The 14,092-nt window shown below is 39.8% G+C and carries 15 protein-coding genes; 13 read left to right on the forward strand and 2 right to left on the reverse strand.

All coding sequences use genetic code 11. The features are described from left to right. The first annotated feature begins 273 nt into the window (after positions 1-273). The 9 genes from B4Z47_RS15690 to B4Z47_RS15730 all read left to right on the forward strand — a co-directional run bounded on the left by B4Z47_RS15690 (position 274) and on the right by B4Z47_RS15730 (position 7,648). Positions 274-744 (forward strand): hypothetical protein, encoded by a 471-nt coding sequence (locus B4Z47_RS15690; protein ID WP_286727562.1) that lies wholly within the window; start codon positions 274-276, stop codon positions 742-744. A 65-nt stretch (positions 745-809) separates the two neighbouring features. Continuing rightward, complete coding sequence (locus tag B4Z47_RS15695) at positions 810-1,799, forward strand: UDP-glucuronic acid decarboxylase family protein (protein ID WP_286727563.1); 990 nt, start codon at positions 810-812, stop codon at positions 1,797-1,799. Between the two features lie 24 nt (positions 1,800-1,823). Further along, positions 1,824-2,984, forward strand: coding sequence for a glycosyltransferase family 4 protein (locus B4Z47_RS15700; RefSeq protein ID WP_286727564.1), 1,161 nt, complete (start codon positions 1,824-1,826; stop codon positions 2,982-2,984). A 217-nt stretch (positions 2,985-3,201) separates the two neighbouring features. Then, positions 3,202-4,290, forward strand: coding sequence for a UDP-GlcNAc--UDP-phosphate GlcNAc-1-phosphate transferase (locus B4Z47_RS15705; RefSeq protein WP_286727565.1), 1,089 nt, complete (start codon positions 3,202-3,204; stop codon positions 4,288-4,290). A gap of 68 nt (positions 4,291-4,358) precedes the next feature. Next, on the forward strand, positions 4,359-4,880 hold the full coding sequence (locus B4Z47_RS15710; RefSeq protein WP_286727566.1) for a 3'-5' exonuclease: 522 nt from the start codon (positions 4,359-4,361) through the stop codon (positions 4,878-4,880). Positions 4,881-4,997: 117 nt separating this feature from the next. Next, on the forward strand, positions 4,998-5,465 hold the full coding sequence (locus tag B4Z47_RS15715) for an adenylyltransferase/cytidyltransferase family protein (RefSeq protein WP_259655417.1): 468 nt from the start codon (positions 4,998-5,000) through the stop codon (positions 5,463-5,465). 28 nt (positions 5,466-5,493) lie between these two features. After that, positions 5,494-5,916, forward strand: coding sequence for an adenylyltransferase/cytidyltransferase family protein (locus B4Z47_RS15720; RefSeq protein ID WP_182983049.1), 423 nt, complete (start codon positions 5,494-5,496; stop codon positions 5,914-5,916). A 6-nt stretch (positions 5,917-5,922) separates the two neighbouring features. Beyond that, positions 5,923-6,921 (forward strand): mannose-1-phosphate guanylyltransferase, encoded by a 999-nt coding sequence (locus B4Z47_RS15725; protein WP_286727567.1) that lies wholly within the window; start codon positions 5,923-5,925, stop codon positions 6,919-6,921. Positions 6,922-7,150: 229 nt separating this feature from the next. Beyond that, on the forward strand, positions 7,151-7,648 hold the full coding sequence (locus B4Z47_RS15730; protein WP_286727568.1) for a hypothetical protein: 498 nt from the start codon (positions 7,151-7,153) through the stop codon (positions 7,646-7,648). 62 nt (positions 7,649-7,710) lie between these two features. Here the strand turns inward: B4Z47_RS15730 and B4Z47_RS15735 are convergent, their stop codons facing one another. Beyond that, a complete protein-coding gene (locus tag B4Z47_RS15735) occupies positions 7,711-8,322 on the reverse strand; it encodes a response regulator (protein ID WP_286727569.1) in 612 nt (203 codons plus the stop codon). Continuing rightward, positions 8,319-10,232 carry a 7TM diverse intracellular signaling domain-containing protein gene (locus tag B4Z47_RS15740; RefSeq protein ID WP_286727570.1) on the reverse strand — a complete coding sequence of 638 codons (1,914 nt, stop codon included), beginning with the start codon at positions 10,230-10,232 and terminating at the stop codon, positions 8,319-8,321. Before B4Z47_RS15740 ends, B4Z47_RS15735 begins: the two co-directional genes overlap by 4 nt. A 179-nt stretch (positions 10,233-10,411) precedes the next feature. Here B4Z47_RS15740 and B4Z47_RS15745 point away from each other — a divergent pair, with 179 nt between their 5' ends. The 4 genes from B4Z47_RS15745 (at position 10,412) to B4Z47_RS15760 (ending at position 14,089) form a co-directional block, all read left to right on the forward strand. Continuing rightward, a complete protein-coding gene (locus tag B4Z47_RS15745) occupies positions 10,412-10,903 on the forward strand; it encodes a hypothetical protein (RefSeq protein WP_286727571.1) in 492 nt (163 codons plus the stop codon). A 198-nt stretch (positions 10,904-11,101) separates the two neighbouring features. After that, complete coding sequence (locus B4Z47_RS15750) at positions 11,102-11,644, forward strand: ArsR family transcriptional regulator (protein ID WP_286727572.1); 543 nt, start codon at positions 11,102-11,104, stop codon at positions 11,642-11,644. A gap of 33 nt (positions 11,645-11,677) precedes the next feature. Further along, on the forward strand, positions 11,678-13,060 hold the full coding sequence (locus B4Z47_RS15755) for a nucleotide sugar dehydrogenase (RefSeq protein WP_286727573.1): 1,383 nt from the start codon (positions 11,678-11,680) through the stop codon (positions 13,058-13,060). Positions 13,061-13,093: 33 nt separating this feature from the next. After that, positions 13,094-14,089: a mannose-1-phosphate guanylyltransferase gene (locus tag B4Z47_RS15760; RefSeq protein WP_286727574.1), complete on the forward strand. Its 996-nt coding sequence runs from the start codon at positions 13,094-13,096 to the stop codon at positions 14,087-14,089. Positions 14,090-14,092: the final 3 nt, after the last annotated feature.

The following is a 14,092-nucleotide window of genomic DNA, read 5'->3' on the forward strand; positions in this document are numbered from 1 at the left end:
GGGCGCCCGGTGTGGTATATGACTGAACCAAGTTATCTCGGATTCTTTCATGGTCTTAATATTTTTTGGGTTTTATTTCGTAAAGAAAATTTTTCTAAGTTTTATAAAAAATATTTTACACTGAGTGTTGTCGCTTTTTTATTAACATTTTCACTTGGGGCCTGGCTATCTATGCTAGTTTCTATTACGCTCGTATCTCTATGTTTTTTTGTACTTTTTCTGTTCAATATTATTAAACTGAAAACAAACATTTTTAAAATCATTCTGTTGATTTTGGGTATATTTGGGATTGTGACCCTCTTTTTTGGGAGCCCTATCCTAGCTTCCTTGAATGATTTTATTGACAATTATGATAAATATACATCGTTAGAAGATCGGAGTGATCGTATTGAAGTATCACTCAATTTAATCAAAAACATGGACTTGATCCGTTTTTTTGTCGGTTATGGTCCGGGTACTATCGAGACCATTTCAGAGGCGGGTGAATCAAATGGATGGTTAAAATATTTTATCGAATTGGGGATATTTCCTATATTCGCCTATATCGCTATGTTATTCTATTTCTTTTTCAGAATTAGATTTCTTTATCTCTTATTATTGTTTTTTGTTGCTATCTCCTTTAATTCAGTAGTAGTTATGTTTAGTCCATTGGTACTCCTATACCTGTATCTTTTGGGAACTGTTCAACACAATCAACAAATGGTAAACGATGAATTTTTAATTAATCGTGGAGTAACAAGTTGAAAACTATAGTAGGCGAATACGTATATCGTGGTCGTCGGATGTAATAAAGTAATATGAACAAAATAATGGAAAGTAAAAGAGTTTTAATTACAGGAGCAGCAGGGTTTTTAGGCTCGCATTTATGTGATTTGTTTATTGGAAAGGGTTATGACGTTGTAGGTATGGACAATCTAATCACCGGCGATTTGAGTAATATCGAGCATTTATTTAAGCTCGAAAATTTTGAATTCTATAATCATGATGTTTCCACATTTGTACATGTATCTGGTAAGCTAGATTATATTCTTCACTTTGCATCACCTGCAAGTCCGATTGATTATTTAAAGATTCCCATTCAAACCTTAAAGGTAGGCTCTTTGGGAATACATAATTTGTTGGGACTGGCAAAATCGAAGGGCGCCAGAATCTTAATCGCTTCAACTTCGGAGGTCTACGGAGATCCTTCGGTGAACCCGCAGCCGGAAGACTATTGGGGAAATGTGAATCCTGTTGGTCCAAGGGGAGTATATGATGAAGCGAAGCGATTTCAGGAGGCGATGACGATGGCCTATCATACATTTCATGGTGTAGAGACACGAATTGTAAGGATATTCAATACTTATGGGCCTCGTATGCGATTGAATGATGGGCGAGTGTTGCCTGCGTTTATCGGGCAAGCATTGAGAGGTGAAGATTTAACGATCTTTGGCGACGGATCTCAAACACGCTCATTTTGTTATGTAGATGATCTGATCGAAGGAATTTATAGATTACTTTTATCAGATCATGCCTATCCGGTAAATATTGGCAATCCTGACGAAATTACAATTGGACAATTTGCTGAAGAAATTATCAAATTAACAGGCACGGACCAGAAGGTTGTTTACAAAGACCTCCCCCAGGACGATCCCAAACAGCGTAGGCCAGATATCTCAAAAGCCAAAGAATTACTTGGTTGGGAACCAAAGGTTAACCGTGCAGAAGGCCTGAAATTGACCTACCGATATTTCCGTTCATTAACTAAAGAACAGCTAGAAAAGGTTGAACATAAGGATTTTAGTGAGTATACAAGATAAATAGGGGAATCTGATTATCATAATATGTCAAAAATTAGATTACTTCAGGTTGTAAATGATGCATTTGCCCTGCCGTTTTTTATAGGTGAGCAGTTCGGTTATTTTAAGGAAAGAGATGTTGATCAATATGTGGCTTGTCCGGATTCCAGCTTTTTGAGAAAATACCTCGGGAAAATGTGCATACCATATTTTGTTATTCCTATTACACGAAGCTTTAGCCCCTTAGGGGATGCCATAGCAGTATGGAAACTTTTTAAAGTGATTAAAAAAAATCATTTTACTCATGTGTTTGGTCATACACCCAAAGGCGCAATGATAGCCATGATGGCAGCTTATCTAGCAGGTGTTGAAAACAGGGTTTACTTTAGGCACGGCCTCGTCTATGAAACAGCCAAAGGCCCAATTAGGAAAATATTGATTGCTATTGAAAAGCTTACTTGCCGTCTTGCGACAACAATTGTAAATGTGAGTCCGTCTGTTGCAGCACGAGCGGAAACCGATGGCATAAAAAATAAGCTTAAGAGCATCTTACTATCAAAAGGAACCTGCAATGGGGTGAATATTGATAGGTTTTCGAGATTTAACTCCGTTGCAGCAAAGGAGGCTCAATTTATTCGTCAATCCTTAGGTATTAATGATGAAGATTTCGTTGTTGGATTTGTCGGGCGGATGGTGCGGGATAAAGGAATAATTGATTTAATAGAGGCTTGGCAGTTAGTTCATGCTGGTGATAATAAAATGAAACTTGTGCTTATTGGACCTTTTGAAAAGAGAGATGCTGTACCAGAGCGTATTCTTGCTCAGATTGGCAATTTAAAGAGTATAATCCATATAGATTTTATAGAAGATGTTACTCCTTACTATTGCTTAATGGATATCTTGGTACTCCCTTCATATCGAGAAGGATTTCCTACAGTGATTTTGGAAGCTTCATCGATGTCTTTACCGGTTTTAACCTCGAAAGCCACGGGTTGCGTAGATGCAATTGTAGAGGGCGAAACGGGTCTGCATATTACGCATGATCCAAAAGATATAGCAGATAAAATTAAATTTTACAGAAATAATTTGGACGTTAGAAAGCAACATGGAATTAATGGGCGTCAATTTATCATAACGCATTTCCAGCAAAGAGTTGTGTGGGAAGATATAGCGGACAAGTTATTCTTTTTAAAGAAAACATTTTAGTGTCCATAACTGTTATTTCCGTTAAAATAAGTTTGTTACATATGTTATATAGCGCAAGAGTCTGATTATTATGGAAATACTTTTAAAGTATAGTGTAGCATATTTGTTATATTTAACGTTAAGTAAAAACAGAAAAAATAATTTTATATTTGTACGGCTTTATTTGACTCACTAATTATATTTTATGACTTATATTTTTACGCTGATAATCCTTTTTTTGTTAGAGCTATTGTATCTGAGGATTGCTATTAAGTTTAATATTATTGATAAGCCCAACGAACGTTCTTCGCACACGAAGATCACCATACGCGGCGGTGGTGTTATTTTTTATGCCGCCTCGATTATATATTTTATCTCCTCCAGTTACCAATATCCTTGGTTTTTTTTAGGCTTAACGTTATTAACCTATATCTCTTTCCTAGACGATATCAGGGGTGTACATCCAAATTGGCGGTTAGCTGTACATTTTGTGTCCGTTTTGCTTATGGTGTACGAGTTTGGTGTCTTTAACTATCCTTGGTATTATTTGGTATTGGCTTTTGTCTTTACGATAGGTGTAATCAATGCCTACAATTTTATGGATGGGATAAACGGTATGACTGCTTTTTGCACTTTGGTTATGGGAGGGCTTTTAACATACGTAAATACCAAGATCAATTTTATCGAGCAGGACTTCCTTATCTATACGTTATTGGGAGTTGTGGTCTTTGGGTTCTTCAACTTTCGAAAAAAAGCGATGTGTTTTGCCGGGGATGTGGGGCCTGCTGTGTTATCTTTTATGTTATTATTTGCGTTGGGAAAACTCATCTTGAAAACAGGTGATTTTAGTTATATTCTTTTTCTTGGCGTATACGGTATTGAAATTGGCTGGTCAGTAGCACGTCGTGTTTATCAGGGCTATCATATTTTCGAACCACACCGCACGTTTTTGTTACATATGTTAAGTAACGAAGTGGGGTATAATAGCCTCTTGGTCTCTGTAGGATATGGCCTTGTTCAGTTAGGCCTTGGGGCTTCTGTTATTTATATTGTACAGTTTGGGGCACCGGTACAGTGGGCTTTTGCCATCACGGTACTGTCTGCGTTAAGTGCATTTTATCTTACCTGGAAGCAACATATTTTCAATAATTATTATATCAAAGGGGAGGAGCGTTATGCCATTCGTCACCGTCGATTAAAGCAGCTTAAAGCGCATAGAAGGAGGAAAAAAGCTTTTGCACCCCAGGTTAATTTGGCATCAGAAGCAAAAGTTATTGAAATGCCGCAAAAAGAGGTTTCAGGCACCTTAATGCAACGTGGCGTCTGATTTAGCACGCGGAGTTTGGGTAGAATTAAAAAAGTGTTAATTTTACCTCAACTTTAGAAGAGGGGAATATGCAATCAGGATTAAGTTTTACTGCAATAGATTTCGAAACAGCTACAGCAAATCAGAACTCGGCTTGCGCCGTTGGGCTGGTCGTTGTTGAGCATGGAATTATTGTGGATGAATTTTATTCTCTAATACAGCCTCCTCAAAATCAGTACATGTGGCAGACCACACGGGTGCATGGTATTCGCCCGAGGGATACCGCGCAAGCTCCTACTTTTAAAGAGATCTTTCCACGTATTTATCCGCTTATTAATAATCGCATTATGGTCGCACATAATGAGCTGTTTGATCGCGGAGTGCTTCGTAAAACCATGAATTATTACAATTTACCTTACGACCAACTTGGTTTGCAGGAAAAATGGGAATGCACCTTTAAAATTTACCAAGGGAAAGGATTTAAACCTGCCCGTTTAAATGCCTGTTGTGAGGTACTTGGTATCGAACTTAATCACCACGAAGCGCTTTCTGACGCACGTGCTTGTGCGCAATTGTATTTGCGGCACGCCGATATTCCTTCTTTGGCATGATTTTTACGTTAAATCTGTTTTAAATCCGGTGTAAAAAGTACGCTAAGTTTGATATTTTTATATCTTTGAGTAGCTAATATAGCCGTTTTATTAATAAATTTTATATCCATATTTTTGATGATGATAACAATCCCAGCCAAGGGAATGCGCATAGGTATTACCTTCAGTGCATTCGACCTACTCCATGCAGGGCATATCAAAATGCTCGAAGATGCCAAAAGACAATGTGACTATTTGATCTGTGGATTGCAGACAGATCCAACACTTGACCGTCCAGAGAAAAACAAGCCAGCACAAACCGTCGTTGAACGTTATATTCAGCTTAAAGGCTGTAAGTATGTAGATCAGATCGTGCCTTATGCTACAGAACAGGATTTGGAAGATATTCTTCGGTCTTTTAATATTGATGTTCGTATTGTTGGGGATGAATACCGCGAGAAGAACTTTACGGGAAGGGCATATTGTGAGGAAAAAGGAATTGAACTTTATTTCAATAGTCGAGATCATCGCTTTTCTAGTTCAGGCTTACGTCGTATTGTAGCTCAAGCGAATTCGGACAAGGAAACCGTATTGAAATCTATCTAATTAAGTTCTCATCAGCTATTAAAAAAACATGAAAATAGGAATTACTTTTGGCGTCTTTGATTTATTGCATGCCGGACATATCATGATGCTTGAAGAAGCAAAGAGACACTGCGATTATTTGATTATTGGTCTTAATACCGACCCATCAGAGGTCTTTCCAGAGAAGGCCAAGCCAACCCAAACTATTGTGGAGCGTTATATTCAATTGGAAGGCTGTCGCTATGTGGACGAAATCATTCCCTATGAGACCGAGCAAGATTTGATTGACCTCATAAAAGCACTGCCGATCGATATGCGTATTATCGGGGAAGAATATCGCGACAAAGATTTCTCTGGCCGTAAGTACTGTGTGGAAGAAAATATTGAGATCTATTACAATAAGCGCACACACCGTTTCTCCAGTGAGGGTTTACGCCGGGTTGTTGCAGATAAGGAAGCTGAGAAACACTAATTTAATATGAGTAATATTATACATGTTGTCTTAACCGGAGGTGTAGGCAGCCGTCTATGGCCGCTTTCGCGAAAAAGTTACCCGAAGCAATATCTTTCGCTATTTAAGGATGGATCGTTGTTTGAAATGACCGTAAAGCGCAATCAAACGTTGTGTGGACAGGTGATTGTGGTTGGAAATCGCGATAATCATACCTTGAGTAGAGAGGTGATGGAAAACAATAAGATCGATTACATCGATATTGTTGAAGCAACCCCGCGCAATACGGCTGCTGCAATTGCCTTTGCTGCCTTTGCGGCGCAACCAGACGATATTTTGGTGGTTACACCGTCTGATCATGTCATTGTAGGAGATGAAGCGTATGCTGCGGCCATAAAAGAGGGCGTTGAAAAAGCGAATAAGGGCTATATCGTTACCTTTGGGATTCAGCCAACCCGACCTGAAACCGGGTATGGCTATATAGAATATAAGGAGGACAAAGTATTGTCTTTCCGTGAGAAGCCAAACCAGGATACGGCAGAAGACTTTATTGAACGTGGCAATTTTCTTTGGAATTCGGGCATGTTCTGTTTTCGGGCAGATACCTTTTTGGCCGAACTTCAAAATTTTGAGCCTAAAGTGTATGCAACGGCTTATAACGCTTGGAAGCATCGTCAAAATGGCGAGCTCGATCTTCAGCTTTCGAAAGATATTCCATCGATTTCCATTGACTATGCCGTGATGGAGCGCTCCAAGAAAATTCGCGTTGTTGCTACCAGCTTTCAATGGTCAGATTTGGGCTCTTTTGAATCGATGTACGATTACTTGAAGCAGACAGGTCACCCTGTAGATGAGCATGGTAATATGGTTATCGGTACGGATATCTATACTGCATTTGTAGGTTTGCGCGATAGTATACTTGTTCATACCAAAGATGCGATCTTGGTATTGCAAAAGGAAAAATCGCAAGATGTTAAAAAGATTTACAATACGTTAGAACGTCATCAGTCGAAGTTGATTGATTAATGGGCGCCAATATTTTCAATTTTCGAATTATACGCCCGTTTTTTGTCAATTAGTTGAGCTAGTATAACAGCTGAAATCACTAAAAGGCCTGTTCCTCGGATAGGCCTTTTTTGCCCTTTTAAGGTCTGATTTGTAATTGTCCCCTTTTTGTCCCCGTCCCATTTTCGTGTGCTATAGACGATTACCTTATTTTTGGGTTCACCTATTCCTATTCATTAACTATTTTATTATGGCAACTTTTATAGCACTTACGGTACTTGTTTTGAGTTCCATTTATCTAATCTTAAAGACAAAACAAAAACAAAAGCAAAAGCTCTTTAACGAGGCTGTTTCGATGGAGGTCAATTACCTGTTTCAGGACAGACCGGGGCAGTATAGCGGCGACTATCGGACAAAAAGCGGCGTCTTTGTCTTTCGTACGGAACCCAAAGACAGCGCACTTAAAAATTTGGTGATCAAAGAGGTCAAACCCAGTCATCCTGCTTTGCTTGTTAATCTGGAACAGATTGTGGTGGTGCCTTTTGAAAAGAAAAAAGAAGGGAAATCAGACGTATCCGTCCGCTTTAAATTGCTCAAAAAGAAAGGAGAACTCAGCACCTTGGAAGGAAAAGGAATCCGCGTATCGGGTGTGTTGAATTTTGGAAAAAGTAAACCAAAAACATTCAGTACCGTATTGAAGATCGGGGAGCTTTATCAATCCAAAGATCCACTTGATCAGACGACATAATTTGCGTAATTCTTATTTTATGGGAAAGGGTTTGCTTCATTGCAAACCCTTTTTTTTTTGTCTCAAAATTTAAGCAGATGCTGATGTTCGATCGCCCAAGATAATAGGGCATTATTTTCTTCATTGAGATCAAGTTTTCGGCAGATGCGGTGTCTTGTATTTTTGATGGTATATGGACTGAGGAATAATGATTCGGCAATATATTTGGTGGTATGTCGGAGCGCAATGAGTTTAAGAATATTTAACTCGGCTGGAGTCAACGTCTTCAGCTTTTCCACGGTCTGATTTTTAACCTTTTGTTGCTGCAGGCGGCGGATAACCATATGCGTGCCTGCATAGAGGCGATTTTCTCCCAATGGCTTAATGATATAGTTTTCTGGACGGAGGGCAGCTGCGCGATCTATGCTACCTTTAGATTGATAAGAAGTGATAAAGATTAGACTGAAATGCTTCGTTGCTGTATATTTCTCCATTAATTCAATACCATCCAGCCGGTCGTTGAGCTGTATATCGCAGAGCACCAAATCGGGTGTGTTTTGTTCCATATACTGATCCACTTCATCCACAGTAAGTGCAATGTGTAGCTCCAGACCGGTGTAAAGTGAATGCAATTGATATTCAATAAATCGGGCAATGATCATTTCGTCTTCTACAATTAATACTTTTAGGCTCATATGATATTGTTAAATTCAATTAAATATTTAAATCCGTTTTCCGGATGAATGGTCACTGTTCCTTTGATCTGCCTGGTCAGGTCCTTTACAAGGCCAATTCCGAACGAAGCTGTAGGTGCAGGAGCTTTCGCACCGACGCCATTATCCTCAAACCGCATGGTCGTTCCCCATTCATTTTTGCGTATACTCAAGTAAATCGCCGGCGAATCGACTGTACCCTTCGGAAAAGCATACTTATAGCTATTTGTCAAAAGCTCCGTAATGATGAGCGCCAAGGGAATAGAGGTTTGGGTGGTGACCAGCCAGTCTCGGCTAACATCAACCTGGATCGCTATCGTTTCTTCGGGATCATGCATTTGTCTCAGGTAGTTAACAGTTTCCGCTACTAAAATATTCAGTTTCAGCTGACTATTCTGATTGTACACCAGCAATTGGTTTACCAGCATCATGGCATGTATTCGGTCCTGCATGGACTGTATGGGCTGCATATTTTGGTTGCCATGATCGGAGCGGCACAGGCTCCCTAAACTATACAGCAGCTGGAGGTTGTTTTTAACCCGATGGTTGACCTCATCAATGAGGGTTTCGATATAATGGTTTTTCTGAAGCAATTGAATCTGCTGCTCATAGAGGGCATCATTGGCTTTTTTGAGCTCTGCTGTCCGCTCCAGTACAATGGTTTCGGTTGTTTGGTGATGTTCCAGTTCAGACTTGCGTATTTTCAGCCGAATTCCTATCAAGAGGATCATGGTGATGCATAAAACAATAAACTGCGTCATGATGGACACATATTGGATGGACTGTTCCTTCAAGATCAATCCGCAATAAATCAGTATACTGACGCCGATGACGAGAAAAATTACCGAGTAGATCAGGAAGCGCTGGATCCTGTCTATCTTTTTCCAGAGCGATATGAATAAGTTCGAAAAGAAGAGGACATATACCACGCCGACAAAGAGGTTAATCGAATTGCTCTGTTTAAAATTGGCGAAACAATAGTTATTGATAAAGTTGAATATAGACGTCATTACGACCAGCAGAATGAGCCCAAGCATCAGCTTATAATATTGGGGGCTTATTTTCTTGAGATTTAAGAAGGCAATTGTCAACAGTGAGAAGCTAATCCCCGCCAGATTTCTAAATACCGATACCAGGCTCCATCCAAGTTGCGGATTATTGGGAAAGAAAATGTCTATAAATTGATTTTGCAGCCCATAACTATAAAATCCGATAAATAGTAAAAAGCAAAATATCCAGATATAAGGCCTATAGCGCGAAACGAGCCATGCAAAAGCTATGTACAGTAGCAATACAATAATGGCTCCCTCCATAAAAGCATGGGTAAGATTGATGCCTTGCACTTTCTTCAGGTAGTCCTTCTGTGTTTGTAAGCGGAAGTCATAAAACGGGGTATAGCCTTTAATGTGCTTGACCCGCAGTAAAATGGTATAAACTTTCTTGCTGTCTAAATGAATATTAAAATGGTCACGCCCTCCTTTAGGGGATAGCGTTGCTTTTTTACGAAATAAGCCGGCGCTCCTTCGCTCGATGATTTGTCCTTCCATACCGATGAGCGCCATGTCGACAAACGTTAGGTTATCAAATGACAGCACATAATCGCCCGTTAAGGCATTTTCATCCAGAGAAATTACTTTTTTTAACCAATAGCTATTTTTATCCTGGCTTTTTGCCGGTTTGAATTCTGCGAGCGGTTTGAACAGTTGTTTATTGGTGTAATAATAGATGGGATCGGTTTGGTTTTCTTTTTCCTGGGCGATGACTATAGGAGATTCACTGGCCATATAGGTGCTTAGGATAGCGCTTTTATGTGAGACGATTGCTTCCATCCCATAGTGAGTGGCGATTATGCTCAGCAGCAGTAATAGGATGATTATAATGTTTGGTCTCATATAGCAAAACAAAATTGCATTATTTTTCAATAAATAATAAGGTTTTATTTTCCTAATTGTAAATAAGACCCTAGGGTCTCTATTTTGGAGGGTATTTAGTGTTTATTTTTGCTTTCCGCATTTAATATTTAGAAAGAATGCAGACCATATGTTGATTCCGATACAGTATTTATTCGATTATGATTTACTTATATATAGCTCTGTTAGCTGCGATTATGTTTGCCCTATTTAAGTTTTTTGCTTCAGGAAAGAAGTCAAATGATGTCTCGTTAAGTGTTTACTACCGTTTTCAGGAACATCCGGGACAGTATAGCGGGCGGTTCAGTTCGACCCATGGCGCGTTGGTGTTTCGAGCCGAGCGGTTTCACGATGGCGTGCTTCATATTGTGGTAAAAGATGTCCGTTCTACCGATCAAAAGGTTGAAGTGAGGCTGCAGCAGATGCTCGTATTACCTTTTAAAGCACACCAGCAAACCTCGTCCGAAGTATCTGTACGTTTTCGTATTGCTTCTGATAAAGCCGAGCGCGTTGATTTGACCAAGTATAAGGTTCGTGTGAATGCGGTGGTAAGCTATCAGAATGGGGAAAAGAAAGCATTTAGTACTGTTCTTCCCATGATGGGGGTATATCATAATCATCCCGAAAAGCCGGGAGATTTAATAAATAAGTAATTTACGTGTTTTTTATTCCATATTACATACCTATTTAACTCAAAGGAACCCTGCTTGCCGGGGTTTCTTTATTTTCTTGTTATGTTCCACGTGGAGTTTATGTGCTTATTGTTAAATTCTCAGGTAGTTAATACTAATTTAATTTGGAGCTACAACTTGAAATGAGTACTTTTGTTACTCAACTTAAATGCTATTCCAATGTTGGATACCTTAATTACATCCAAGACACGTTTAAAGTTATTAATCAAATTTTTTGTTTCGGCAGGCAACCGAGGTTATTTGCGCGGGTTAGCAGATGAGTTTAAGGAGTCGACTAATTCTATTCGCAAAGAGCTCAATCAGCTCACCGAAGCAGGCTATTTGATCCGCGAGGATAATGAACATAAAATTTATTACCGGGCCAATATTAAGCATTCACTTTTTACTTCGCTTCAAGGATTGATTCATAATTTTTTAGGGATCGAAGTTTTTGTGGACAAAGTGCTTGAGCGTGCTGGCGATGTGGAGGAAGTGGCACTGTTGGGTGACTATGCGCAGGGTTTGGATTCGGGGCATATTGAGGTATTGGTGCAAGGAAATGAACTAAATTTAGCGTATTTACAGCAAGCTGCTTTAAAAGCTGGCACAATACTTGGTAAGAAGGTGACCGTATATACCGAAGTTGGCGAAAAAAGGCAGGGAATGATTGTCCTGTATGAGAAAACAGGCACTTTGCCTCAAAATGAAGATAAAAAGAACTAGAAAATAATAGAAAACTAATTGGAAACGGATAAAATGAAAGAAATTAAGAAAATAACCTGTATTGGGGCGGGTTATGTAGGTGGTCCTACTATGTCGGTCATTGCACAGAAAAATCCAAATGTAACAGTTACAGTAGTTGATCTCAATCAGGCACGTATTGCTGCCTGGAATGATGCTGATTTGGAGAAGTTACCGGTTTACGAGCCGGGTTTGGATGCTGTAGTGGCTGAAGCACGTGGACGAAATCTTTTCTTTTCTACGGATGTGGAAAAAGCCATCGACGAGGCCGATATGATTTTTATTTCTGTCAATACACCCACGAAGACTTACGGTAAGGGCAAAGGACAGGCGGCAGACTTAAAATATATCGAGTTGTGCGCTCGTCAGATTGCGGCTGTTGCCAAGTCCGATAAAATCGTTGTCGAGAAGTCTACTTTACCAGTTCGTACTGCTGCTGCCTTAAAAAGCATCTTGGACAATACTGGTAATGGTGTCAATTTTCATATTTTATCCAATCCTGAGTTTCTGGCCGAAGGTACAGCTGTTACTGATTTGCACAATCCAGACCGTGTATTGATCGGAGGCGAGGATGCAGAAGCGATTGAGGCCTTGGTGCAGGTTTACGAAGCTTGGGTACCTCGTGAGCGAATCTTAACGACCAATTTATGGTCTTCTGAGTTGGCGAAACTGGTTGCCAATGCGTTTTTGGCGCAACGTGTTTCTTCTATTAATGCTATTTCAGAACTGTGTGAGGTCACAGGAGCCAATGTGGATGAGGTGTCGCGTGCCATTGGTCACGATAGCCGTATAGGCCCTAAGTTTTTAAAGGCTTCTGTCGGTTTTGGAGGTTCTTGTTTCCAAAAAGATATTTTGAACCTGGTCTATATTGCCCGTTCTTACAATTTAACTGCTGTAGCCGATTACTGGGAGCAGGTTATTATTTTAAACGATCATCAGAAAGCACGTTTTGCGCAAAATATCATTCAGACCATGTACAACACGGTCAATGGTAAAAAGATCGCGTTTTTGGGTTGGGCCTTTAAGAAAGATACCAATGATACCCGTGAATCAGCAGCTATTTATGTAGCAGACCATTTGTTGGAAGAAGAGGCCCATGTGGTGGTTTATGATCCAAAAGTACCTGCAGAGCAGGTGTATAAAGATTTGGATTATTTGGGCACACGTTCGCCTGAAGAAAACCGCCGTTTGGTAACAGTTGTTAACGATCCTTATGAAGCCACTTTGGACGCGCATGCCACTGCTATTTTAACTGAATGGGATGAGTTCAAATCGTATGATTGGGCCAAAATAAAGCAACAGATGAAGAAGCCGGCTTTTGTGTTTGACGGTAGAAAATTGTTAGATCGCAAACAATTAGACGCTTTGGGTTTTGACTATTATGCAATTGGTGAATAATTTATTGAATAACTATTAAAGAAGATTATCCTAATGAACATCGTACACGTTCTTTTGTCAGGGGGGATAGGTAGCCGTTTGTGGCCACTCTCCCGCAAGCATAGCCCAAAGCAATACTTAGGCTTATTTGATGGCAAATCACTATTTGAAATGACCGTACAGCGCAATCAACAGGTTGCTGAACGCGTTATTGTGGTTGGAAACAAAGATAATACGCATTTGAGTCATAAGGCGATGGTGACCTGCGGACTGCCTTATAAAAATATTGTTGAAGCTACTCCCCGTAATACAGCAGCGGCAATTGCTTTTGCGGCCTTTAGTGTAGATCCAGAAGATATCCTTATTGTAACGCCTTCCGATCATATGATTGCAGGTGATGAGGCCTATAGGAGTGCAATGGAGGAGGGGATAGAAAAGGCTAAGGAGGGTTTTATTGTAACTTTCGGTATACGCCCTACGCGCCCTGAGACTGGATATGGCTATATTGAATTTGACGGCGATGAGGTAAAGTCTTTCCGTGAAAAACCCAATCAGGATACGGCAGAAGATTTTATCGAAAAAGGTAACTTTTTATGGAACTCCGGGATGTTTTGCTTCCAAGCTTCTGTTTTTTTGGAAGAATTGAAAAGATATGAGTCGGTTGTTTATGAGCGCGCGCTGGCGGTATGGGAAGCGTCTAAAGAAGGATTTCTAGATGAAGATTTGTCTTTAGCTATACCTTCGATATCAGTAGATTATGCTGTAATGGAACGTTCTAAAAAAATTCGGGTTGTGCCGACAAGTTTTGACTGGTCCGATTTGGGTTCTTTTGAATCGTTGTACGATTATTTTATTGATAGCGGCTACCCAAAAGACGATCAAGGAAATATAGTAATCGGAACGGATATTTTCACGGGGTTTGTAGGTCTTAAGAGAGCGATATTCGTCCATACCAAAGATGCATTTTTGATTATACAGAAGGAAAAATCTCAAGACGTCAAGAAAATTTACAATATGCTAGAGAAGCATCAATCTAAATTATTGGATTAGTTG

Source organism: Sphingobacterium sp. UBA2610, assembly GCF_002339225.1.
GTDB classification, from domain to species: domain Bacteria; phylum Bacteroidota; class Bacteroidia; order Sphingobacteriales; family Sphingobacteriaceae; genus Sphingobacterium; species Sphingobacterium multivorum.